Origin of the sequence: Variovorax sp. V35, assembly GCF_041154465.1 — a bacterium.
Taxonomy (GTDB): domain Bacteria; phylum Pseudomonadota; class Gammaproteobacteria; order Burkholderiales; family Burkholderiaceae_C; genus Variovorax; species Variovorax boronicumulans.
In genome coordinates this window covers 5,378,742-5,400,055 of the sequence record NZ_AP028666.1, presented here as the reverse complement: position 1 = coordinate 5,400,055, position 21,314 = coordinate 5,378,742, and the positions used below count along the sequence as shown (strand labels likewise).

The window sequence follows — 21,314 nt, the reverse complement described above, 5'->3', positions numbered from 1 at the left end:
AGGAATTTCGGATATTTCGCGAGCGCTTGCACTTCCTGCTCTGGTCCAAAGTAAAAAGCTCTTTGGGTCGCGCATATGAGAAAAGCCCCGTTGCTATCGAGTTGATAGCAACGGGGCTTTTAATTGGTGCCGGAGAGATGAATCGAACACCCGACCTTCTCATTACGAATGAGCTGCTCTACCGACTGAGCTACACCGGCGAAGCCTCAGATTATAGCCAAGAAATCAAGGCTTCTCGGCGTGGTACTGCGTCAAACGCTCCACTTCGTGACGTGAACCCAACATCACGCTCACGCGCTCGTGCAGTTTGGTGGGCTTCAGGTCGAGGATGCGCTGCTTGCCGTTGGTGGCGGCGCCGCCGGCCTGCTCGACGAGCCAGCTCATGGGGTTGGCCTCGTACATCAAGCGCAGCTTGCCGGCCTTTTCGGGCTCGCGCTTGTCCCACGGGTACATGAACACGCCGCCGCGCATCAGGATGCGGTGCACGTCGGCCACCATGCTGGCAATCCAGCGCATGTTGAAGTCCTTGCCGCGCGGGCCTTCCTTGCCGGCCAGGCATTCGTCGATGTAGCGCTTCACGGGCTCGTCCCAGTGGCGCATGTTGCTCATGTTGATGGCAAATTCCTTGGTGTCGGCCGGAATCTGAATGTCTTCCTGCGTGAGCACGAAGCTGCCTTGCTCGCGGTCGAGCGTGAACATGGCCACGCCGTTGCCCACGGTGAGCACCAGGGTGGTCTGCGGGCCGTAGATGCAGTAGCCGGCGGCCACCTGCTGGGTGCCGGGCTGCAGAAAGTCGGCTTCCTGCACGCCGGGGGTGTCGTCGGGCTTCTTCAGCACGCTGAAGATGGTGCCGATGCTCACGTTGACGTCGATGTTGCTGCTGCCGTCGAGCGGGTCGAACATCAGGAGGTATTCGCCCTGCGGGTAGCGGTTGGGCACCACGTGGATGGTTTCCATCTCTTCGCTGGCCATGGCCGCGAGGTGGCCGCCCCATTCGTTGGCTTCAATGAGCACTTCGTTGGCGATGATGTCCAGCTTCTTCTGGATTTCGCCCTGCACGTTCTCGCTCTCGGCGGTGCCGAGCACGCCACCCAGCGCACCCTTGTTGACGGCCTGGCTGATGCTCTTGCAGGCGCGGGCGACCACTTCGAGCAACAGGCGCAGCTGGCCGGGAATGAGGCCGTCGGCGCGTTGCTGCTCGACGAGGTAGCGGGTGAAGGAGATTTTTTGTTGAGCCATGGATCTTGTGGGGTTCAGTGGGTTCAGTTTCCGGCAAGGGCGCGCGTCACGACTTCGTGGGTGTCTTTGCTCAGGTCGGGCTTGGCGGCCACGCGGGCAATCGCTTCGCGCGCGGCGCTGCGGTACGGCTCGGCCAGCTTGCTCCAGCGGTCGAGTGCGCGCGCCAGGCGTGCGGCCACCTGGGGGTTGATGGCGTCGAGCTCGATCACGCGCTCGCTCCAGAACACGTAGCCGGCCGCATCGGCGCGGTGGAAGGCGCCGGGGTTGCCGCTGCAGTAGCTGAAGATCACGCTGCGCGCGCGGTTGGGGTTCTTCAGCGAGAAGTCGGGGTGCTTCATGAGCTGCTTCACCAGTGGCAGGATGTCGCCGCCGCGGTCGCTGGCGCCGGCTTGCAGCGAGAACCACTTGTCGATGACCAGCGCCTCGTCCTTGAACATGGCGTGGAAGCGCGCAAGCGCCTGCGCCGCCAAGGTGTGGCCCGACGACACGAGCGCGTTGAGCGCGTTGAAGCGGTCGGTCATGTTGCCCGCGTCCTTGAAGCGCTGCAGGGTCTTGCCCGGCCACACGGTGTCGCCCGAGGCGCGCGCCGCCAGGCACAAAAAGTTGAGCGCCATGCCGGCCAGCGCGCGGCGGCCCGACGAGGTCTGGTCGGGCGTGTAGGCGCCGGTGTCCTTGTTGTCTTCGTAGGCCTGTTCCCAGTCGGCAAAAAGGGCGGTGGCGAGCTGGGCGCGCATGGCTTCGCGCACGAGGTGCACGCGCTGCGGATCGACCACGTCAAGCTGCTCGGCGATGTAGGTTTCCGACGGCAGCGTGAGCACCAGTTCCTTGAAGGCGGCGTCGAGCTGCGGGTGGCGCAGCACGCCGCGCATGGCGTCGAGGTAGGCGTCGTTCAGCACCGGCGTGGTGTCGGTGGCGTGCGCGGCAATGGCTTGCAGCGCGGCGCGCAGGCCCAGGCGTTGGCCGGCTTCCCAGCGGTTGAACGGGTCGGGGTCGTTGGCCAGCAGGGTGAGCAGCTGGGCGTCGGTGTACGCAAAGTCGAGGATCACCGGCGCGCTGAAGCCGCGCAAGATCGACGGCACGGGCTCGGCGTCCAGGCCCACGAAGGTGATCTGCTCGCCGGCGCGCGACAGCACGATGGTGCGGGTGCCGCGTGCGACGTCGCTTTCGCCCTCGAGCTGCATGGGCAGCTCGCGGCCGGTGGCGGCGTCGAGCAGGCCGATGTTCAGCGGGATGACGAAGGGTTCCTTGGTCTGCTGGCCCGGCGTGGGCGGGCAGCTTTGCACCACGCTCAGGGTGTAGCTGCGGTTCTGCGCGTCGTACACGCCGTGCGCGGCCAGGCGGGGCGTGCCGGCCTGGCTGTACCAGCGCTTGAACTGGGGCAGCAGGCGGGCCAGTTCGGAGTCGGGGTTGGCGTCGGCAATGGCCTGGGCGAAGTCGTCGCAGGTCACGGCCTGGCCGTCGTGGCGTTCGAAGTACAGGGTGATGCCCTTCTCGAAGCCCTTGCGGCCGACCAGCGTCTGCATCATGCGAACGACCTCGGCACCCTTTTCGTAGATGGTGACGGTGTAGAAGTTGCTGATCTCGATGTAGCTGTCGGGCCGCACCGGGTGGGCCATGGGGCCGGCATCTTCGGGGAACTGGGCGGTGCGCAGCACGCGCACGTCTTCGATGCGCTTGACGGCGCGGGCCGAGGCGTCGGCGCACAGGTCCTGGCTGAACTCCTGGTCGCGGAAGACGGTGAGGCCTTCTTTCAGCGAGAGCTGGAACCAGTCGCGGCAGGTCACGCGGTCGCCGCTCCAGTTGTGGAAGTACTCGTGGCCGACCACGCTTTCGATGTTGCTGTAGTCGGCGTCGGTGGCGGTGGCCTGGTTGGCCAGAACGTACTTCGTGTTGAAGATGTTCAGGCCCTTGTTCTCCATGGCGCCCATGTTGAAGTCGCTGGTGGCCACGATCATGAAGCGGTCCAGGTCCAGCGGCAGGCCGAAGCGGGCTTCGTCCCACAGCACGGAGTTGATCAGCGAGTTCATGGCGTGCTCGGTCTTGTCGAGGTCGCCGGCGCGCACGTACACCTGCAGCAGATGTTCCTTGCCGCTGCGCGCTTTGATGCGCTGCTCGCGCGCCACGAGCTTGCCCGCCACCAGGGCGAACAGGTAGCTGGGTTTCTTGAAGGGGTCGACCCACTTGGCGAAGTGGCGGCCCTCGGGCAGCTCGCCCTGGTCGACCAGGTTGCCGTTGGACAGCAGCACCGGGTAGGCGGCCTTGCTGGCGCGCAGCGTGACGGTGTACATCGCCATCACGTCGGGACGGTCGAGGAAGTAGGTGATGCGGCGGAAGCCCTCGGCCTCGCACTGCGTGAAGAAGGTGTCTTCGCTCACGAACAGGCCCATCAGCTTGGTGTTCTTGATGGGGCAGCAGGTGGTGAAGAGTTCGAGCTCGAACGCGTCGGGCAATCCGTCGATGACGAGCTGGTCGCCTTCCATGCGGAACGAGGCGCCCTGGCCGTTCACGAGCACGCGCGCCAGGTTGAGCTCGTCGCCGTCCAGGCGCAGCGGCTGGGCCGGCACCTCGGGGTTGCGGCGCAGCTGCATGCGGTTGAGCACGCGGGTCTTGGCGGGGTCGAGGTCGAAGGTCAGGTCGACGGTGTCGATCCAGAACGCCGGCGCGGCATAGTCTTCGCGGCGGATGGCAATGGGTTGCCCTTGGGCGTCACGCTGAAGCAGCATCGAGGGTCTCCAGAAAATTCGAATGGGCCAGTTCGTTGTAGTCGCGAACGGCGGCGATCACGTGGGGGCCGGCCAGCTCGGCGGCCGTATGGGTGCTGCACACGGCCACGGCGCGCATGCCGCCGCGGCGGGCGGCTTCGATGCCGAAGGGCGCGTCTTCGAAGACGATGCAGCGCTCGGGCGCCACGCCGATGCGGCGCGCGGCTTCCAGGAAGATCGCGGGCGTGGGCTTGCCCGAAAAGCCTTCGTCGCCGCCGACGATGGCCAGCGGCAGCGGGTCCATCTTCAGGCGCGACATGGCGAACGCGATGTTGTGCCGGTCGCCGGCCGTGCCCACCGCGACCTTCAGGCCGCGTGCCACCGCGGCCTTGGCGAAGGCGGTGAAGCCCGCCACTTCGGTGAAGTTGTCGTGGAAGAGCTCGCGGTAGATCTCTTCCTTCTCGTGCACCATGGCCTGGCACTCGGCATCGGAGAGCTCGCGCTCGAACAGCTCGCGCATGCTCTCGGTGCCGGTGCGGCCCGTGGTGCGCGCGAGGATCTCGCTCACGTCGAGCTGCACGCCGTGGCGCTGCGCGAAGGTCACCCACGAGCGCGCATGCCAGGGCATGGAGTCGATCATGGTGCCGTCCATGTCGAAGATCAGGGCTTCGACCCTGCCGGTGTTCAGGCTCATCGGTCAGACGCCTTGCTTGAGCGAGGCTTCGATGAACACGTCGAGGTCGCCGTCGAGCACCTTCTGCGTGGCCGAGACTTCGACGTTGGTGCGCAGGTCCTTGATGCGGCTGTTGTCCAGCACGTAGCTGCGGATCTGGTGGCCCCAGCCCACGTCGGTCTTGCTGTCCTCGAGCTTTTGCTGCTCTTCCTGGCGCTTGCGCATCTCGTGGTCGTACAGGCGCGAGCGCAGGCGCTTCCACGCCACGTCGCGGTTGCTGTGCTGGCTGCGGCCGTCCTGGCACTGCACCACGATGCCGGTCGGGATGTGCGTCAGGCGCACGGCCGAGTCGGTCTTGTTGATGTGCTGGCCGCCGGCGCCGCTGGCGCGGAAGGTGTCGGTGCGCACGTCGGAAGGGTTGATCTCGATCTCGATCGAGTCGTCGATCTCGGGGTACACGAAGATCGATGCGAAGCTGGTGTGGCGCCCGCCCGACGAGTCGAACGGCGACTTGCGCACCAGGCGGTGCACGCCGGTCTCGGTGCGCAGCAGCCCGAAGGCGTAGTCGCCCTCGACCTTGATGGTCGCGCCCTTGATGCCGGCGGTGTCGCCGGGCGTTTCGTCTTCGATCTGCGTCTTGAAGCCCTTGCGCTCGGCGTACTTCAGGTACTGGCGCAGCAGCATGCTGGCCCAGTCGCAGGCCTCGGTGCCGCCGGCGCCGGCCTGGATGTCGACAAAGGCGTTCAGCGGGTCGGCCGGGTTGTTGAACATCCGGCGGAACTCGAGCTGCTTGATGTCGGCTTCGAGCGTGGCGGCGTCATCGGCAATGGCCTGCAGGCCGTCGAGGTCGCCGTCTTCCTTCGACATCTCGAAGAGTTCGGTGTTGTCCGACAGCCCGTTGGTGAGCCGGTCGAGCGTGACGACCACGTCGTCGAGCGACTTCTTTTCCTTGCCCAGTTCCTGGGCCTTCTTGGGGTCGTTCCAGACGTTCGGGTCTTCGAGCGATGCGTTGACTGTCCTCAGTCGTTCGGCTTTGGCATCGTAGTCAAAGATACCTCCGTAAATCGACCGTACGGACGCTCAGGTCCGCGAGCATTGCGCCGATTTGGTTGATCTGTTCTGCGTCCATGGGGTGTCCTGACTGTGTGAGGTTGGTGTTCGGGGGAACCCGTCATTTTCTCACGGTCCGCCAACCCGCCAGGCAGCGCCCCTGTATTGCGCCTTCCCTCTCGGGGGGAAGGCGCGGGCACCGGAATCAGAACGCCGGAATCAGCGACCCCTTGAACTGCGTCTCGATGAAGCTGCGCACCTCCGGCGACTGGTAGGCCGCCACGAGGCGCTTGGCCCAGGGCTTGTCCTTGTCGGCGCGGCGCACGGCGATCAGGTTGGCGTAGGGGCTCTGGGCCGATTCCTTGATGACGGCGTCCTTGCCGAAGGACAGGCCGGCCTTCTCGGCGTAGTCGTTGTTGATGGCCGAAATGGCCAGGTCGTCGAGCGAGCGAGGCAGCTGGGCGGCGTCCAGCGACACCAGCTTGAGCTTCTTGGGGTTGGTCACCACGTCCAGCGGCGTGGCGTTGTTGTTCTTCACGGCCTCGGGCTTGAGGGTGATGAGCTTGGCCTGTTGCAAGAGCAGCAGGGCGCGGTTGCCGTTCGACGGGTCGTTCTGGATGCCGACCGAGGCGCCGTCGGCCAGCTGGTCGATCGACTTGATCTTGCGCGAGTAGAAGCCCAGCGGCGCGGTGATGGTCAGGCCCACGGGCACGAGGTCGAAGCCGCGCGCCTTGATCTGGTTGTCCAGGAAGGGCTGGTGCTGGAAGGCGTTGGCGTCCAGGTCGCCGGCGGCCAGCGCCGCGTTGGGCAGCTGGTAGTCGTTGAACACCACGACCTGGACGGTCAGGCCGTCCTTGGCGGCGACCTTCTTGACCACCTCGAACACCTGCTCGGCGCTGCCGACGGAAATGCCGACCTTGACGGTGTTCTTGTTGTCCTGCGCAAAGGCAGTGCCGCCAGCGAAAAGGGCGGTGGCGAGGGTGGCGAGGGTGGCGAGCGTGAGGCCGCGGCGGCGGAAAGTGGAATGCATGGTGGCGCGAAATCGAAGAAATGAAGGCGCCGAATGTGGCATTGCCGCCGCGGATCGGGAACGAACCAATCCTCATATCGATATGGCGTCCACTCGTTCCATATGGTCTTTCTTATCTGATTTTTCATATAAGCACGAGCCGATTTGTTCGTTCCCTTTCGGCTTGTTTCTTTTCATACTCGGCACCTTTTTGCGAACCTGCGCGGTCGCGCCTGTGCGGCCCGCGCCTTCTTTCATGACCTTCCCTTCGCCTGATGCGGCACGCGGCAACGCGGCGCCGGTCATCCGTCTTCAATCGGTGCAGAAGTCGTTTGCCTTGCCCAGCGGCGAGGTGTTCGATGCCGTGCAATCGCTGTCGCTCGAAATCCAGCAGGGCGACGTGTTCGGCCTGATCGGCAAGAGCGGCGCCGGCAAGTCGACCTTGCTGCGCCTCATCAACCTGCTCGAGCGGCCCGACGCGGGCCGGGTGTTCGTCGGCGGGCGCGACCTCACGACGCTGTCGCGCCGCGAGCTGCGCGACACGCGCCAGAACATCGGCATGATCTTCCAGCAGTTCAACCTGCTGCAGAACGCCACGGTGTTCGACAACGTGGCCTTCCCGCTGAAGATCCACGGCCGCCACTCCAAGGCCGAGATCAACGAGCGGGTGCGCGAGTGCCTCGACCTCGTGGGCCTGGCCGAAAAGATCGACACCTACCCGGCCCAGCTCTCGGGCGGCCAGAAGCAGCGCGTGGCCATCGCCCGCGCGCTGGCGCCGCGCCCGCAGGTGCTGTTGTGCGACGAGCCCACCTCGGCGCTCGACACCGAAACCACCCGCGCGCTGCTCGAGACGCTGCGCGACATCAACCAGAAGATCGGCGTGACCATCGTGATCGTCACGCACGAGCTCTCGGTGGTCGAGGTGTTGTGCCGCAACGTGGCCATCCTCGAAAAGGGCCGCCTCATCGAGCAGTTCGCCGTCGATGCCCCGAGCGAGGAACGCAAGACCGCGCTGGGCCGCGAGATCGACGAACTGGTGCGCCGCCGCGAACGCGAGGCGCGCGAACCCGTGGCGCCGCGCGTGGCGACCGCACAGCGCAACGCGCAGGAGCTGGCCTATGTTTGAGAACATCACCCCCATCCTTCCCGAGCTGTGGACGGCCACGGGCCAGACCTTCCTGATGCTGGCCATCGGCCTGTCGGCGGCGGTGCTCATCGGCGGGCCGCTGGGCATCCTGCTGTTCCTGCTCGGCCCGGGCCAGTCGCTCGAGAACAAGCCCGCGTTCCACATCCTCAACTGGATCGTGAACACGGTGCGTTCCTTCCCGTTCATCATCCTGCTGGTGGCGCTGGTGCCGTTCACGCGGATCATCGCGGGCACCTCCATCGGCCCGCTGGCGGCCGCGGTGCCGCTGTCGTTCGCGGCCATTCCGTACTTTGCGCGGCTGGTCGACCAGTGCCTGCGCGAGGTGCCGCGCGGCGTGATCGAGGCGGCGCATGCCATGGGCGCCTCGGAGCTGCAGATCGTCTGGCGCGTGCTGATCGTCGAGGCGCGCTCGGGCCTGGTGCTCGCGCTCACCGTGCTGGCCGTGAGCTTCCTGTCGTACTCGGCCATTGCCGGCGTGGTGGGCGGCGGCGGGATCGGCGACCTGGCGATCCGCTACGGCTACTACCGCTTCCAGACCGACGTGATGGTGCTCACCGTGGCGCTGCTCGTGGTGCTGGTGCAGATCCTGCAGTTCGTGGGCAACACCACGGCGCGCCGGCTCGACAAGCGTTGATGTCCCTTTCTTCTTTTTCTTCTCTCATCTTTCAGTTCATTCCATGAAAACCGCACTGCTGCGCCGTTCCGTCCTCGCCGTTTCCCTCGTCGCGCTGTCGCTCGGCGGCCTCTCGCTGTCGGCGCAGGCGCAGGACGCCAAGAAGAGCCTCGTGATCGGCGGCACCGCCGGCTCCAATGCCGACCAGCTCAAGGCCGGCATCATTCCGATCCTCGAGAAGAAGGGCTACAAGGTGAAGCTGGTCGAGTTCAACGACTACGTGCAGCCCAACCTCGCGCTGGCCCAGGGCTCGCTCGACGCCAATTTCTTCCAGCATCGGGTCTACCTGCAGAAGTTCTCGGCCGACCAGAAGCTGGACCTCGCCGAGCTGGTGCAGGGCCCGATCGCGCCCATGGGTGTGTACTCGACCAAGCGCAAGACGCTGGCCGACGTGAAGGAAGGCGACCGCGTGACGCTGCCGAACGATCCGAGCAACCTGGCGCGCGCGCTGGTGCTGCTGGAGCAGAACAAGCTGGTCACGATCAAGGCCGGCATCGATCCGCTGCGCGCGTCCGAGAAGGACGTGGCCGAGAACCCGAAGAAGCTCAAGTTCATTCCGCTCGAGGCCGCGCAGCTGCCGCGTTCGCTGGGCGACACCGAGTACGCCATCGTCAACGGCAACTTCGCGATCTCGTCGGGCCTGAAGCTCACCGAGGCCGTGGTGCTCGAGAAGACGCCCGACTACTACCTGAATGTGGTTGCCGTGAAGAGCGCCGACAAGAACGCCGCCTGGGCCAAGGACATCGCCGACGCCTACCGCTCGAAGGAATTCAAGACGGTGGTCGACAGCAAGTTCCAGGGCTACGCCAAGCCCAGCTTCCTGCAGTAATCCCTCACGCTTCAGCGAAGGACGCCCCATGCCCGTGCTCGCCGTATTCGATGGCCAGGCCAATTGGCGCGACACGCACGTGTGCGACGGCTGGATCAGCGGCCACCTCGCGCGCCACGGCGTGCGCTGGGGACGCGGCGAGGCCGACGGCCAGCGCGTGCTCGACAGCGCGGGGCTGTTCTATCTGCCGACGGCAGAGGGGTATCTGGGGCTGTTGGTCGAAGGCGGGGAGTGGGTCGCCATTCCCGCCGGTGCGCCGCATTTCTTCGATGCGGGCGAGGTGGCTTCGCCCGACGGGCTGCCTGCCGCGTTGCCGCGCTTCGAGGCCTTTGTCGAAGAGGTGCTCGCGATGACGGGCAACGACGCGAGCGACGAGTAGGTCAGCGCGGGCCTGCGCGGCCCGTCGCATCCCAGGCGTCGCTCAGGCCGGCGCCGTCGTCGGGTTCGGGCGTGCCGAACGCGACGGCCCTTGCGTGTAGCGGTCCATCGCCAACCCGTCCGTGCGGATCTCCGGCCGTTGGCCCGTGACCAGGTCCGAGATCAGCTTGCCCGAGCCGCAGGCCATGGTCCACCCCAGCGTGCCGTGGCCCGTGTTCAGGAACAGGTTGGGGTAGCGCGTGGCGCCGACGATCGGCGTGCTGTCGGGCGTCATCGGGCGCAGGCCGGTCCAGAAGCTGGCGTTGGGCAGGTCGCCGCCCGGGAACAGGTCGCTCACCACTTTCTCGAGCGTGGCGCGGCGCGCCGGGTTCAGGCGCAGGTCGAAGCCGCCGAGCTCGGCCATGCCGCCCACGCGGATGCGGTTGTCGAAGCGCGTGACGGCGACCTTGTAGGTTTCGTCGAGCACGGTCGATTGCGGTGCGAGCGATTCGTCGAGCAGCGGCACCGTGAGCGAATAGCCCTTGACCGGGTACACCGGAATGTCCAGCCCCAGCGAAGCGATGGCGGCGCGCGAGTAGCTGCCGAAGGCCATCACATAGCGGTCGGCCGTGAGGATCTTGCCGGCACGCGTGCGCACGCCGGTGATGCGGCCGCCGTCGGTCTCCAGGCCGTCGATGGTCTGGCCGAAGCGGAAGTCCACGCCCAAGCCGTGTGCGATTTCGGCCAGGCCGCGCGTGAACAGGTGGCAGTCGCCGGTTTCGTCGTTGGGCAGGCGCAGGCCGCCCGTGAGGCGGTCGCGCGCGCCGGCCAGGCCGGGTTCGACGCGCGCCAGGGCGTCGCGGTCGAGCAGTTCATAAGGCACGCCGCATTCCTCGAGCACGGCGATGTCGCGCTGCACCGCGTCGAGCTGCGCCTGCGTGCGGAACAGCTGCAGCGTGCCGCCGGTGCGGTGCTCGTACTGCAGGCCGGTGTCGGCGCGCAGCTGCTGCAGGCAGCCGCGGCTGTATTCGGCCACGCGCATCATGCGTTCCTTGTTGACCGCATAGCGCTCGGGCGAGCAGTTGCGCAGCATCGCGGCCATCCAGCGCAGCTGGAACAGCGTGCCGTCGGGTCGGATCGACAGCGGCGCGTGCTTCTGGAACATCCACTTGATCGCCTTCAGCGGAATCCCGGGTGCGGCCCACGGCGTCGAGTAGCCGGGCGACACCTGGCCGGCGTTGCCGAAGCTCGTTTCCTCGGCCGGGCCGGCCTGCCGGTCGAGCAAGGTGACTTCGGCGCCGGAGCGCGCGAGGTAGTACGCCGTGGTGGTGCCGATCACGCCGCCGCCGAGAACGATGACTTTCATGGTGTATCCGCTGATCTGAATGGAATGATGTGAATCTAAAGTGCACAATGCAGTGGATTCCATTGTTTTTAGGTCTTTGGCCGTGAAAATCGCTGCCGAAAACCGTCCAAGGCCCCACGCGGAGTGAAATGCCCGAACTCGACCGAATCGACCGCAAGATCCTCGACCTGCTGCAGCGCCAGGGCCGCATTTCCATGACCGAACTGGCCGAGCGCATCGGCCTGTCGGCCTCGCCTTGCGCCGAGCGCGTCAAGCGCATGGAGCGCGACGGCGTCATCACCGGCTACCACGCGCACGTCTCGCCCGAGGCGCTGGGCAAGACGCTGCTGGTGTTCGTGGAGATCAAGCTCTCGGCCAAGTCGGGCGACGTGTTCGACAAGGTCAAGCAGGAGCTGCTGCACATGCCCGAGGTGCTCGAATGCCATCTGGTGTCGGGCAGCTTCGACTACCTCGTGAAGGCGCGCCTGAGCGGCATGAGCGAGTACCGGCACCTGCTGGGTGACATCCTCAAGAAGCTGCCGGTGGCGGCCGAGTCGCACAGCTACGTGGTGATGGAAGAGATCAAGGAAACGCTGATGCTGGCGGTGGACCGGTGAGCGCCGCCGCCGTTGCCATCCGGCCTTGGCGCCTAGCCGACTTCGATGCGGTGAAGGCCATCCTCGACGACACCTTCGCGAGCACCTGGCTGCCGCAGCTCACGCCCGAGGCAGCCAAGGCCTATGCCGACAGCGGCGAGCCCGTGGGCTACATCGACGAGAGCGGCCCGGCCTTCTTCGTGGCGGAACTCGATGGCGAGGTGGTCGGCATGGTGCACTGGGAGCACGACTTCGTGCAGGCCCTGCACGTGCCCGCCGCGCACCAGCGCAAGGGCATCGCCCGCGCGCTCATGGCCTTTGCCGAAGCCGGCATGCGCGCCGACGGCGTGACGCAGGCGCGGCTCGAGACCGACACCTTCAACACGCAGAGCCAGGGCCTGTATCGCGCGCTCGGCTACCGCGAAGCCGGCCGCTACCCCGACCTCGAATGGCACAGCGGATTCACGACCATCCTGTATGTGAAAGACTTGGCCTGAGCTTTCTTTTCACCCCTTCAAGGACATCGGCATGACCCTCTCGATCCGCCGCGACGGCACCACCGGCACGCGCCACATCCTCAAGATCCGCAACCACGAGATCCCCGTCGATGCCTCGCCCGCGGGCGGCGGCAGCGACGGCGGTGCCGAGCCGCACGACCTGTACGACGCGTCGCTGGCGGCCTGCAAGGCGCTCACGGTGCTGCTCTATGCGCGCCGCAAGGGCATTCCGGTGGAAGACATCGAGGTCGTGGTCGACCGCGACGACAGCGAGGAGCGCAAGGGCATCTACCGCCTGAAGTCGGGCCTGCGCCTGACGGGCGAGCTGACCGAGGCGCAGCGCGACGAGCTGCTGCGCGTGGCCGGCAAGTGCCCCGTGCACAAGCTCATGACCGAAGTGAAAACAGAAATCGAAACCGGCTGGGCCGACTGAAGGCCCAATAAACCTACTGCGCGTCCCGATCTCGCATCTGCGGTCCTCACCGTACGGGAGTACGGTTCCGGTCCTCGACGCGACCTCGGGGCGCTCGCTACGGTTTCTTCGCGCCTTCAGAGGCGCCGGTCTTACTTCGCCGCTTCGGCCTGCTTGCGCGCCGCCGCCACGCGCTTGGCATAGCGGTCACCCCAATCGGCCAGCGGCCCCAGCGCCGCATTGAGCGTGGCGCCGAGCGAGGTCTCGGAATACTCGACGCGCGGCGGCACTTCGTGGAACACCTCGCGGTGCACGAGGCCGTCGGTTTCCATCTCGCGCAGCTGCTGGATCAGCATCTTCTCGCTGACCTCGGGCAGCAGCCGCTTCAGCTCGCCGAAGCGGTAGGGCTGCAGGTGCAGCTCCCACAGGATGACGGCTTTCCACTTGCCGCCGATGACCTCGAACGCGGGGCCGATGCCGCAGTTGTAGGGCTTCTTCGCTGCCATCTCTTGCTCCTTGCGATTCCAATACTTCCCATTTGGTAAGTACCTTACTTTATCGTAGGTACTTGACCATGTGGAAGTGTAATTTCTACCATGCAGGCGTCATCAACCACCACTGCATCGGATTGCCATGAGCAACACCAACAAGGAAGTTTCGGTTCTGGGCCTGGGCGCCATGGGCGTCGTCATCGCGCGGCTCTTTCTCGACCAGGGCTACAAGGTCACGCTGTGGAACCGCACGGCCGACAAGGCCGACGCGCTGGTCGCCCGCGGCGCCGTGCTGGCACGCAGCGCGGCCGAGGCCTTGCGCGCGAGCCGCATGGCCGTGATGTGCGTGTACGACTACCGCGCCGCCGACGCGATCTTCGCGATGGACGGCGTGGCCGCAGCCATGGACGGCCGCCTGCTCGCGCAGCTCACCACCGGCAGCCCGAAGGACGCGCGCGAGGCCGAGGCCTGGGCGCACCGCCACGGCGCCGCCTACCTCGAAGGCGCGATCCAGGCCGCGCCGGACCAGATGGGCCGGCCCGACACGCCGCTGCTGGTGTCGGGTGCGCAGGCCGTGTTCGCCGAGGCCGAGCCCTTGCTGAAGGTGCTGGCCGGCGGCATCGTCTACCTCGGCGAGAAGGCCAGTGCGGCCGCGGCCATGGACCTGGCCACGCTGTCCAGCATCTACGGCACGATGCTCGGCTTTCTGCACGGCGCGCGCATCGCCGAGCACGAAGGCTTCGACGTGGCCGAGTACGGCCGCATCGTGGCCGGCATCATGCCGACCTTCGCGGGCTTTCTCCAGCACGAGGGCGCGGTGATCCAGTCGGGCGACTTCGCGATCACGCAGAGCCCGATGCGCATCTCGGTCGAGGCCACGCAGCGCATCCTGCAGACCGCGCAGGAGGCGGGCATCAACACCGAGTTCCCGGCCTTTGCCGCGGGCCTGTTCCGGCGCGCCGATGCGGCGGGGCTCGGCGGCGAGGAACTGGCGGCGCTGATCAAGCTGCTGCGGCAGTAAGGATCAGGCCCAGCGCATCGACTGGATCGCGCGCACCACCTCGGCCTCGCGTTCCATGAAGAAGTCGGTGTGGTTGCAGTGGTCCAGCGTGAGCCGGTGCGAGGTCTGCAGCGCGGCGGCCAGGTGGTCGGCGTCGGTGCGGCGCACGCGGCGGAAGATGCGCAGGAAGTCGGCGGCGTCCTGGCCGGTCTGCGCGTCGAGCGGCCGTTCGAGCCAGGGGAACAGGTCGCGCTGGTCGAACGGCAGCGCGGTCACCACCAGCGCTGGCGCGCGCACCGGCCGGTAGTCGGGCGAGAAGCGGTGGGCCGCGGTGTCCATCGCGGTTTCCACGGCGTCGGGCGTGTTGGGCCGCACGCTGCCGTCGGCCAGCTCGTCGAGCGCGTCGCGCAGGTTGGCCTCGAGCGCCGGCCACCAGTTCTTCGACTTGCGCCGCAGGTAGGCAATGGCCGCCTTCATCGAGCGCCCGTCCTCGGGCGTGGGCGCGGGCTCGTCGAGCCGGCGGTTCAGCGGCGGGTCTTCGCCGCCGGTGTCGGCGTCCTTCGTGTAGTCGAAGGTGGTATCGAGGTACACCAGGCCGCGCACCCGCTCGGGAAAGCGGCCCGCGAAACGCGTGAGTTCGTTGCCGGCGATCGAATGGCCGCCGAGCACCACGCGCGTGAGGCCGAGCGCATCGCACAGTGCGACCAGGTCGTCGACCAGCGTGTCGACTTCGTAGTGCTGCGTGGCGCTCTTCACCGGCAGCGGCTTGTCCGACAGGCCGTAGCCGCGCCGGCTCACCGCGAGCACGCGCGAGGCGGCGCCGGCCGCGACGAGCGCGGGCGCCAGGCTGTCGAAGCAGCGCGCGTTGCCGCCCAGGCCGGCGAGCAGCACGAGCACGGGACCACCGTCGTCGCCGCGCTGCCAGTCGCGCACCTGCAGCGAGACCTCGGGCGTGGTCGACACTTTCACGCGGCGGTCGGTGGCCGCCACGGGAAGGTCGTTGCCGATGGGGGCGGGGCCGGCGTTGCCGCCACCACCGCCGCCGCAAGCCGCCAGCCCGGCCGCGCTGCCCAGAAGCACGGCGCGCAGCAGGTCGCGGCGCTGGAAGTGAAGCGGGTTCGCCCAGTGCGGGCGGACCGTGGAAAGACAGGGGCGAGGCACGTCGGGGCTCCAGGCAGGAAGAAGAAAACAGGAGCCTTGCAGTGTGGGCACGCCGCCTGAAGAAGCCCTGCAGCCTTCATGAAGGCTTCCTGAAGCAGGGCGACGGGGTGTGGCAGATACTTCGGCCACTTCCCGGAACCGGGCTTGTTCGCTTGGAATCCTTCCCATGAATCTTTTGCTTGTTGAGGACGATCTTGATCTTGGCAACGGCGTGCGCATTGCGCTCGCCAACCAGGGCCTGGACGTGGTGTGGGTCCGCCGGCTCGACGACGCCTTGCGCACCCTCGACAACGGCGCCTTCGACATGGTGCTGCTCGACCTCGGCCTGCCCGACGGCGACGGGCTCGACCTGCTGCTGCGCCTGCGCCGCACCCGCCAGATCCTGCCGGTGCTGGTGCTGAGCGCGCGCGACGCGCTCAACGACCGCCTGCGCAGCCTGGACGACGGTGCCGACGACTACCTCGTGAAGCCCTTTGCGCTCGCCGAGCTGCTGTCGCGCGTGCGGGCTTTGGCGCGGCGCAGCTACGGCTTCAACGACGAGACCATCCGCATGCGCGGCCTGGCGTTGCACGAACCCACGCGCGGCGTGATCGTCGACGGCGAGCCGGTGGAGCTGTCGCGCTGCGAGTTCGACCTGCTGGCGCTCTTGCTCAAGCGCACCGGCCGCGTGGTCACGCGCCGCGTGATGGAAGAGCAGGTGCTGCCCGGTGGCCAGGCCAACGGCAGCAACTCGCTCGAGGTGCACATCTCCAACCTGCGCAAGAAGATCGGGCAGGGCTACATCCGCACGGTGCGCGGCATCGGCTACGTGATCGACACCCAGTCGCTGGTGCGGAGCCCGTCGAAATGATGCGCCAGCTGGCGCGCGGCTGGAAGAACTGGAACCAGCCGTCCCTGATGCGCCGCCTGCTGGTGGCGCAGATGGCCGTGGTCGCGCTGCTGTGGACCTCGGCCGTGGGGCTGCTGCTGTACGACTCGTACAAGGACCCGGGGCTGCTCCGGTTCACCAGCATCTTCAAGGCGGCGATCTCCATTGCGCAGAAGCTCGAGGACCAACCCGAGCGGCAACGAGAGGCGCTCGAGGCCTTCGACGCCGCGCTCATCGAGGCGCTCAGCGACGGCGACGAAACCAACGAAGCCCTGGCGGTCATGCAGGTGTGGCAGCACGGCAAGCTGATCTACAACTCGCGCGCCGGTGTGCCCGTGCTGCTGAACTCGGTGCCCGACCGCAACGAGACCGTGGTCGCGGGCGGCCGCGAGTGGCGCGCGCGCACGATGGCTTCGCCCATCGCCGACACCCGCGTGGTGCTGGCCGAGCCCAGCGTGTGGCGGCTGGCCGTCACCGTGCTGTCGCGCGGCTACTACCTGCTGCCGCTGGTGATCAGCCTGCCGTTCCTGGTCTTTCCCGCCTGGCTGTCGGTGCGGCTGGCGCTGCGTCCGTGGCGCCAGGTGAGCCGCGAGACCGCCGAGCGCGGTCCCGACGACCTGACGCCGCTGTCGTACACGCCGCCACACAAGGAGCTCAAGCCGATGGTGCAGAGCATCAACAGCCTGCTGCTGCGGGTGCGCGACAGCACCACGCGCGAGCGCAGCCTGATCGCTGACGCGGCGCACGAGTTGCGCACGCCGCTGGCGGCCATGCGCGTGAACGTCGAGGCGCTGAAGGAGCAGAGCAGCGACGAGGGCCAGCGCGAACTCATGGCCAACCTGCTGCGCAGCAACGACCGCGCGGCCCGGCTGGTGGGGCAGCTGCTGCAGCTCATGCGCAGCGACGCCGTCGCCACCAACGCGCTGCCCGTGATGCTGTCGCTCGACGGGCTGGTGCAGGACCGGCTGGCCATGATCGAGGGCCTGGCGCGTGCGCGCGGCGTGGAGCTCGAACTGGTGTGCGACGACGCCGTGCCGGTGCTCGGCGAGCGCGAAAGCCTGGTCTCGATGATCGACAACCTGATCGACAACGCGATCAAGTACAGCCCCTGCGGCGCCACCGTGACGGTGCACGTGGCGCGCGAGGGCGCGCGGGCGCTGCTGACCGTGGCCGACACGGGCCCAGGCATTCCGCCCGCGCTGCGCGAGCGCGTGTTCGACCGCTTCTTCCGCAACCCCGACCAGACGCAAAGCGGCAGCGGGCTGGGCCTGGCCATCGTCAAGTCGGTGGTCGACCGGCACGGCGGCGAGGCGGTGCTGGGCGAGGCCCCGGGTGGCGGCCTGCTGGCCACGGTGCGGCTGCCGCTGGCGCAGGCCGACGTGCCGCAGCCTTTGCTCGTCGGCGCCTGAGCCCGGGGGAAAAGGCCCCGGCCGGGCCTGTTCCGGGGCAAGGATTTACACTAGCCGGCTCCCCCGGCGCTCGTCTACAGGACACTTTCACCAATGAAGTGGGTCATTCTTGCCATCTTCGTGCTCAGCGCACTCTACGTTCACTTCCGTGGCCAGGTCCGGCACAAGTTCTTCAGACAGCTCTCTGATCACTCGACCTTCCTGGCGCCGCTGAACGTCTTCATGTACCTTTTCTCGAAGGTGCCCGGTACGCCGTACCTGTCGCCCGCGCAGTTCCCCGAGATGCGCATCCTCGAGGAAAACTGGGAAGTGATCCGCGAAGAAGCGCTGGCCATGCGCAACGGCGGCAGCATCAAGGCCTCGAGCCAGTTCAACGACGTGGGCTTCAACTCCTTCTTCAAGAGCGGCTGGAAGCGCTTCTACCTGAAGTGGTATGACGAGGCGCACCCCTCGGCCGCCGTGCTGTGCCCGCGCACCACCGAGCTGCTCAAGGGCATCGGCACCATCAAGGCCGCGATGTTCGCCGAGCTGCCCCCGGGCAGCCGCCTCGTGCGCCACCGCGACCCGTTCGCCGGTTCGCTGCGCTACCACCTGGGCCTGTGGACGCCGGGCGTCGAAGGCTGCTACATCGACGTGGACGGCCAGCGCTACCACTGGCGCGACGGCGAGGCCGTGGTGTTCGACGAGACCTACATCCACTACGCCGAGAACACCACCGACCACGACCGCGTGATCCTGTTCTGCGACATCGAGCGTCCGCTGAAGTACCGCTGGGCCAGTGCCGTGAACCGCTGGTTCGCGAAGAACCTGCTGGCCGCCGCCGCTTCGCCCAACGACGCGGGCGACAAGACGGGCGGCCTGAACCGCGCCTTCAAGTACATCTACCAGATCCGCGTGATCGGCAAGCGCCTGAAGGCCTGGGACAAGCGCGCGTACTACCTCGTGAAGTGGACGATCTTCGGCGGCCTGGCCCTCTGGATCTTCTGGTAACCGACGGCGCTCACGCCTCGGCCAGCACCAAGCGGGCACGCGGCGCGCGACGCCAGCACACCAGGCCCGCCAGCAGCACACCGCCGAGCACGTCGAGCAGCACGTGCTGGCGCGTGGCCAGTGTCGAATAGACGATCCCCGCGGCCCACAGCACGTTCACCCATTGCGTCCACGCGGGCGCCTGCACGCTGCGCAGCTGGCGGCCGAGCCACACGGCCGCGAACACGGCGAAGGCCACATGCAGCGACGGGAAGGCATTGCCGCCCGCATCGGCGCTCTTGAGGAACTGCAGCGCCGGGTACTGCGACCAGTCGATCGCAAAGCTCGGCACCACCGTCGGAAAACACCAGAACACCGCCAGGCCGATGGCCGCCATGAGTGCGGCGCCGCGCGCGCAGGCCCACAGCTCGGCCTTGTCTTTCGTGAAGGCCGGCGCGAGCGAGATGTAGAACCACAGCGAGCTGTACAGCAGCATCGCGTCGTCGCTCACGTCCACCCAGTGGTCGATGGCGGTGAGCGGCATCACCGTGGGCACCGAGGGCGGGTGGTGCATCACCCAGAAGTACAGGACGAAGAAGCCCGAGATGCCGAGCGTGGTGCCGATCATCTTCACGACCCACAGGGTGGCGAAGCGCTGCCCCAGCGCCAGGTGCCAGGGCGTGACGGGGAGGGCGGCGGGGTTCGGGCGGGAGGGCAGCGTCACCGGTGCGCTTTCAGGAGAGGGAAGCGCCACAGCGTAGGCGCATGCATTGCGTGAACATTGCGTTACCTCGTGTGGGGCTCTCTAGAATCACCCGCCTGTCCGGTCTCTCCCCATCCCCCCCATGAGAATCCTGCTTGTCGAAGACGAAGCCGACCTGGCGCAGGCGCTCGCGTCGGCGCTGCGCCAGAACCAGGCGGTGGTCGATGTGGCGAGCTCGCTGCGCGCGGCCGAGGAGGCCGCGCTCGGCGCGCCCTACGACGTGGTCGTGCTCGACCGCGGCCTGCCCGACGGCGACGGCCTCTCGCTCGTCGCGTTCCTCGCGCAGAACCACATCGCCTGCGCCGTGCTCGTGCTCACCGCCATGACCGACGTGGCCGAGCGCGTGCTGAGCCTGGATGGCGGCGCCGACGACTACCTGGCCAAGCCCTTCTCGATGGACGAGCTGCTGGCCCGCGTGCGCGCGCTGGCACGCCGCCCCGCGGTGCGCGCCAACTTCATCATGACGCTGGGGCAGCTGCGCTTCGACCACCACACGCGCCAGGCCCATGTGGGCGAGGCCTGCCTCACGCTGCCGCGGCGCGAGCTGCTGGTGCTCGAGACGCTGCTCGAACACCGCGGCCGCACCGTGCTGCGCGAGGCGCTGCAAGACCGCGTGTACGGCCACAAGGACGACATCCAGTCGAACGCGCTCGACACGCACGTCTCGCGCCTGCGTTCCAAGCTCGACAAGGCGGGCGCGCAGGTCGAGATCCATGCGATCCGCGGGGTGGGTTACCTGATGTGCGCGCCACAGTCGGCATGAGCCTTAGCTTGCTTTCGCTGCGCTGGCGGCTGATCTGGAGCCTGATCCTGTTGCAGGTGGTGGTCGGCCTGCTGGTGATGGGCGGCTTCCTCGGGCTGGCGTGGGCGTTGGGCCGCGTGGTCGACGAGACCGGCCACGAGACGGTGGCCTCCATCCAGCACGCCTTGATGCGCGGCGCCGATGGCCAGCTGGTGGTCGAGCCCACGAGCGCGCTGCGGCGGCTGCAGAAGGCCGACCCGCAGTTCTGGTTCATCGTGCGCGACCCGCGCGGCGTGCAGCTGCGCCACGGCGAGGTGCCGCCCGCCTATCTGCGGCTGCTCGATGCACTCGACGACACCGAGCGCGTGGCCATCGACCCCGAGAGCGACGGCACCCGCCCCAAGGCCCGTTTCGAGCGCATCGAATCGCGCGCCGGCCCGGTGGCCGTGATGGCGCAGACCGGCGGCCCGCTCACGGTGGAGAACACGCTCAAGGGCACCGGCATCGCCTTCCTGTTCCTGGTGGCGCCGATGGCGCTCGTCACCTGCCTGGGCGTGATCCTGGCGACGCCCTTCGTCGTGAAGCGCGGCCTGAAGGGCGTGGTGGCCACGGCGGAGCATGCCGAGGGCATCGACGTGCACGAGCGCACCACGCGCCTGCCGCTGGCCAACGTGGCCAGCGAGATCCGTCCGCTGGTCAATGCGGTCAACCGCGCCTTCGACCGGCTCAACGAAGGCTACGACCGGCAGGAGCGCTTCCTGGCCGACGCCGCGCACGAGCTGCGCACGCCGATCACCACGCTGCAGATCCATCTCGAAGGCCTGCCCAACGACCCGTTGAAGATGAAGCTCATGCAGGCCTCGGCGCGGCTGGCCACGCTGGCCGAGCAGCTGCTCGACCTGCAGCGCCTCGACCACGGCCTGTCGCTGGACCAGCAGGTGGAGCTGAAGTCGCTGTGCGAGCGCGTGGCGGCCGACATCGCGCCGCTCGCGATCCGCAGCCGCTGCACGCTGTCGGTCGATGCGCCGCAGCCGCTCACGGTGCGCGGCGATGCGCCCTCGCTGGAACGCGCGCTCACCAACCTGATCCAGAACGCCATCGAGCACGGCGGGCCGGGCTGCGACATCCAGGTGCGGCTGTGCGAGCCCTCGTGCATCGAGGTGCGCGACTCGGGCCCCGGCATTCCCGAGGCCGACCGCGAGCGCGTGGTGGCGCCGTTCCACCGGCTCGTGCCGCGCGGGCGCGGCGCCGGGCTGGGCCTGCACCTCGTGGCCGAGGTGGCGCGGCTGCATCGCGGCCAGCTGAGCATCGGCTCGAGCGAATCGGGCGGCGCGAAGATGCGGCTCGAACTGATGAACCTCGAGGCCTGAAGAAGACCCGCT

General features: G+C 67.6%; 22 protein-coding genes and 1 tRNA gene. 13 read left to right on the top strand and 10 right to left on the bottom strand.

Annotated elements, in window-relative coordinates; translation table 11 throughout:
• Window positions 1-124 precede the first annotated feature (124 nt).
• The 6 genes from ACAM42_RS24795 to ACAM42_RS24770 form a co-directional block, all read right to left on the bottom strand.
• A tRNA-Thr gene (locus ACAM42_RS24795) sits at window positions 125-200 on the bottom strand.
• Between the two features lie 25 nt (window positions 201-225).
• The gene (locus tag ACAM42_RS24790) at window positions 226-1,239 is read right to left on the bottom strand and encodes a class 1 fructose-bisphosphatase (RefSeq protein WP_056571748.1); all 1,014 of its coding nucleotides are present in this window, start codon (window positions 1,237-1,239) and stop codon (window positions 226-228) included.
• Between the two features lie 23 nt (window positions 1,240-1,262).
• A complete protein-coding gene (gene pepN / locus ACAM42_RS24785) occupies window positions 1,263-3,962 on the bottom strand; it encodes an aminopeptidase N (RefSeq protein ID WP_369629738.1) in 2,700 nt (899 codons plus the stop codon).
• Window positions 3,946-4,635: an HAD family phosphatase gene (locus tag ACAM42_RS24780; protein ID WP_070062371.1), complete on the bottom strand. Its 690-nt coding sequence runs from the start codon at window positions 4,633-4,635 to the stop codon at window positions 3,946-3,948. The genes pepN and ACAM42_RS24780 overlap by 17 nt, the downstream gene beginning before the upstream one ends.
• A gap of 3 nt (window positions 4,636-4,638) precedes the next feature.
• Window positions 4,639-5,743 (bottom strand): peptide chain release factor 2 gene (gene prfB, locus ACAM42_RS24775; RefSeq protein WP_095950518.1). Its coding sequence is split into 2 segments (ribosomal slippage): window positions 4,639-5,661 and window positions 5,663-5,743, totalling 1,104 coding nucleotides; the frame shifts between segments, so codons are not numbered across the junction.
• A gap of 126 nt (window positions 5,744-5,869) precedes the next feature.
• Window positions 5,870-6,694: a MetQ/NlpA family ABC transporter substrate-binding protein gene (locus ACAM42_RS24770; RefSeq protein ID WP_369629737.1), complete on the bottom strand. Its 825-nt coding sequence runs from the start codon at window positions 6,692-6,694 to the stop codon at window positions 5,870-5,872.
• 235 nt (window positions 6,695-6,929) lie between these two features.
• Here ACAM42_RS24770 and ACAM42_RS24765 point away from each other — a divergent pair, with 235 nt between their 5' ends.
• Genes ACAM42_RS24765 through ACAM42_RS24750 form a run of 4 tightly spaced genes read left to right on the top strand, consistent with a single transcriptional unit; the run spans window position 6,930 to window position 9,701 of the window.
• Window positions 6,930-7,799 (top strand): methionine ABC transporter ATP-binding protein, encoded by an 870-nt coding sequence (locus tag ACAM42_RS24765; protein ID WP_070062373.1) that lies wholly within the window; start codon window positions 6,930-6,932, stop codon window positions 7,797-7,799.
• Window positions 7,792-8,454: a methionine ABC transporter permease gene (locus ACAM42_RS24760; RefSeq protein WP_062473319.1), complete on the top strand. Its 663-nt coding sequence runs from the start codon at window positions 7,792-7,794 to the stop codon at window positions 8,452-8,454. The genes ACAM42_RS24765 and ACAM42_RS24760 overlap by 8 nt, the downstream gene beginning before the upstream one ends.
• 43 nt (window positions 8,455-8,497) lie before the next feature.
• A complete protein-coding gene (locus ACAM42_RS24755; RefSeq protein ID WP_369629736.1) occupies window positions 8,498-9,322 on the top strand; it encodes a MetQ/NlpA family ABC transporter substrate-binding protein in 825 nt (274 codons plus the stop codon).
• A gap of 28 nt (window positions 9,323-9,350) precedes the next feature.
• Window positions 9,351-9,701 (top strand): hypothetical protein, encoded by a 351-nt coding sequence (locus ACAM42_RS24750; RefSeq protein WP_369629735.1) that lies wholly within the window; start codon window positions 9,351-9,353, stop codon window positions 9,699-9,701.
• Window positions 9,702-9,743: 42 nt separating this feature from the next.
• Here the strand turns inward: ACAM42_RS24750 and ACAM42_RS24745 are convergent, their stop codons facing one another.
• Window positions 9,744-11,045: a D-amino acid dehydrogenase gene (locus ACAM42_RS24745; RefSeq protein ID WP_369629734.1), complete on the bottom strand. Its 1,302-nt coding sequence runs from the start codon at window positions 11,043-11,045 to the stop codon at window positions 9,744-9,746.
• A gap of 128 nt (window positions 11,046-11,173) precedes the next feature.
• Here ACAM42_RS24745 and ACAM42_RS24740 point away from each other — a divergent pair, with 128 nt between their 5' ends.
• From ACAM42_RS24740 to ACAM42_RS24730, 3 genes are read left to right on the top strand one after another with little or no spacing between them, the layout of a single operon-like run.
• On the top strand, window positions 11,174-11,641 hold the full coding sequence (locus ACAM42_RS24740; protein WP_062473326.1) for a winged helix-turn-helix transcriptional regulator: 468 nt from the start codon (window positions 11,174-11,176) through the stop codon (window positions 11,639-11,641).
• Window positions 11,638-12,117: a GNAT family N-acetyltransferase gene (locus tag ACAM42_RS24735; RefSeq protein ID WP_307588800.1), complete on the top strand. Its 480-nt coding sequence runs from the start codon at window positions 11,638-11,640 to the stop codon at window positions 12,115-12,117. Before ACAM42_RS24740 ends, ACAM42_RS24735 begins: the two co-directional genes overlap by 4 nt.
• Before the next feature lie 31 nt (window positions 12,118-12,148).
• Entirely contained in the window at window positions 12,149-12,550 is a 402-nt protein-coding gene (locus tag ACAM42_RS24730; protein WP_062473329.1) for an OsmC family protein, read from the top strand.
• Between the two features lie 131 nt (window positions 12,551-12,681).
• Here the strand turns inward: ACAM42_RS24730 and ACAM42_RS24725 are convergent, their stop codons facing one another.
• A complete protein-coding gene (locus ACAM42_RS24725) occupies window positions 12,682-13,035 on the bottom strand; it encodes a helix-turn-helix domain-containing protein (protein WP_062473331.1) in 354 nt (117 codons plus the stop codon).
• Between the two features lie 127 nt (window positions 13,036-13,162).
• Between ACAM42_RS24725 and ACAM42_RS24720 the strand changes: the two genes are divergently transcribed.
• The gene (locus ACAM42_RS24720) at window positions 13,163-14,041 is read left to right on the top strand and encodes an NAD(P)-dependent oxidoreductase (protein WP_369629733.1); all 879 of its coding nucleotides are present in this window, start codon (window positions 13,163-13,165) and stop codon (window positions 14,039-14,041) included.
• A 3-nt stretch (window positions 14,042-14,044) separates the two neighbouring features.
• Here ACAM42_RS24720 and ACAM42_RS24715 read toward each other — a convergent pair whose 3' ends face one another.
• Complete coding sequence (locus ACAM42_RS24715) at window positions 14,045-15,181, bottom strand: alpha/beta fold hydrolase (protein ID WP_369629732.1); 1,137 nt, start codon at window positions 15,179-15,181, stop codon at window positions 14,045-14,047.
• Window positions 15,182-15,347: 166 nt separating this feature from the next.
• Between ACAM42_RS24715 and ACAM42_RS24710 the strand changes: the two genes are divergently transcribed.
• The 3 genes from ACAM42_RS24710 to lpxO all read left to right on the top strand — a co-directional run bounded on the left by ACAM42_RS24710 (window position 15,348) and on the right by lpxO (window position 18,448).
• Entirely contained in the window at window positions 15,348-16,031 is a 684-nt protein-coding gene (locus ACAM42_RS24710) for a response regulator (RefSeq protein ID WP_062473337.1), read from the top strand.
• On the top strand, window positions 16,028-17,458 hold the full coding sequence (locus tag ACAM42_RS24705) for a HAMP domain-containing sensor histidine kinase (RefSeq protein ID WP_307637751.1): 1,431 nt from the start codon (window positions 16,028-16,030) through the stop codon (window positions 17,456-17,458). Before ACAM42_RS24710 ends, ACAM42_RS24705 begins: the two co-directional genes overlap by 4 nt.
• Before the next feature lie 93 nt (window positions 17,459-17,551).
• Window positions 17,552-18,448, top strand: coding sequence for a lipid A hydroxylase LpxO (gene lpxO / locus ACAM42_RS24700; RefSeq protein WP_070062382.1), 897 nt, complete (start codon window positions 17,552-17,554; stop codon window positions 18,446-18,448).
• A gap of 10 nt (window positions 18,449-18,458) precedes the next feature.
• On the opposite strand, the gene ACAM42_RS24695 is transcribed toward lpxO, so the two are convergent.
• Window positions 18,459-19,151 (bottom strand): phosphatase PAP2 family protein, encoded by a 693-nt coding sequence (locus ACAM42_RS24695; RefSeq protein ID WP_235944182.1) that lies wholly within the window; start codon window positions 19,149-19,151, stop codon window positions 18,459-18,461.
• A 121-nt stretch (window positions 19,152-19,272) separates the two neighbouring features.
• Between ACAM42_RS24695 and ACAM42_RS24690 the strand changes: the two genes are divergently transcribed.
• Together ACAM42_RS24690 and ACAM42_RS24685 are read left to right on the top strand one after the other, a co-directional pair.
• Complete coding sequence (locus ACAM42_RS24690) at window positions 19,273-19,953, top strand: response regulator transcription factor (RefSeq protein ID WP_062473345.1); 681 nt, start codon at window positions 19,273-19,275, stop codon at window positions 19,951-19,953.
• Window positions 19,950-21,302: a sensor histidine kinase gene (locus ACAM42_RS24685; RefSeq protein ID WP_369629731.1), complete on the top strand. Its 1,353-nt coding sequence runs from the start codon at window positions 19,950-19,952 to the stop codon at window positions 21,300-21,302. The genes ACAM42_RS24690 and ACAM42_RS24685 overlap by 4 nt, the downstream gene beginning before the upstream one ends.
• The last annotated feature ends 12 nt before the right edge of the window (window positions 21,303-21,314 follow it).

Excerpts from the sequence above, each read along its gene's own strand:
- ACAM42_RS24790 (WP_056571748.1), bottom strand. The coding sequence starts at position 1,239 with ATGGCTCAACAAAAAATCTCCTTCACCCGCTACCTCGTCGAGCAGCAA.
- pepN (WP_369629738.1), bottom strand. The coding sequence starts at position 3,962 with ATGCTGCTTCAGCGTGACGCCCAAGGGCAACCCATTGCCATCCGCCGC.
- ACAM42_RS24780 (WP_070062371.1), bottom strand. The coding sequence starts at position 4,635 with ATGAGCCTGAACACCGGCAGGGTCGAAGCCCTGATCTTCGACATGGAC.
- ACAM42_RS24770 (WP_369629737.1), bottom strand. The coding sequence starts at position 6,694 with ATGCATTCCACTTTCCGCCGCCGCGGCCTCACGCTCGCCACCCTCGCC.
- ACAM42_RS24765 (WP_070062373.1), top strand. The coding sequence starts at position 6,930 with ATGACCTTCCCTTCGCCTGATGCGGCACGCGGCAACGCGGCGCCGGTC.
- ACAM42_RS24760 (WP_062473319.1), top strand. The coding sequence starts at position 7,792 with ATGTTTGAGAACATCACCCCCATCCTTCCCGAGCTGTGGACGGCCACG.
- ACAM42_RS24755 (WP_369629736.1), top strand. The coding sequence starts at position 8,498 with ATGAAAACCGCACTGCTGCGCCGTTCCGTCCTCGCCGTTTCCCTCGTC.
- ACAM42_RS24750 (WP_369629735.1), top strand. The coding sequence starts at position 9,351 with ATGCCCGTGCTCGCCGTATTCGATGGCCAGGCCAATTGGCGCGACACG.
- ACAM42_RS24745 (WP_369629734.1), bottom strand. The coding sequence starts at position 11,045 with ATGAAAGTCATCGTTCTCGGCGGCGGCGTGATCGGCACCACCACGGCG.
- ACAM42_RS24740 (WP_062473326.1), top strand. The coding sequence starts at position 11,174 with ATGCCCGAACTCGACCGAATCGACCGCAAGATCCTCGACCTGCTGCAG.
- ACAM42_RS24730 (WP_062473329.1), top strand. The coding sequence starts at position 12,149 with ATGACCCTCTCGATCCGCCGCGACGGCACCACCGGCACGCGCCACATC.
- ACAM42_RS24725 (WP_062473331.1), bottom strand. The coding sequence starts at position 13,035 with ATGGCAGCGAAGAAGCCCTACAACTGCGGCATCGGCCCCGCGTTCGAG.
- ACAM42_RS24720 (WP_369629733.1), top strand. The coding sequence starts at position 13,163 with ATGAGCAACACCAACAAGGAAGTTTCGGTTCTGGGCCTGGGCGCCATG.
- ACAM42_RS24710 (WP_062473337.1), top strand. The coding sequence starts at position 15,348 with ATGAATCTTTTGCTTGTTGAGGACGATCTTGATCTTGGCAACGGCGTG.
- ACAM42_RS24705 (WP_307637751.1), top strand. The coding sequence starts at position 16,028 with ATGATGCGCCAGCTGGCGCGCGGCTGGAAGAACTGGAACCAGCCGTCC.
- lpxO (WP_070062382.1), top strand. The coding sequence starts at position 17,552 with ATGAAGTGGGTCATTCTTGCCATCTTCGTGCTCAGCGCACTCTACGTT.
- ACAM42_RS24690 (WP_062473345.1), top strand. The coding sequence starts at position 19,273 with ATGAGAATCCTGCTTGTCGAAGACGAAGCCGACCTGGCGCAGGCGCTC.
- ACAM42_RS24685 (WP_369629731.1), top strand. The coding sequence starts at position 19,950 with ATGAGCCTTAGCTTGCTTTCGCTGCGCTGGCGGCTGATCTGGAGCCTG.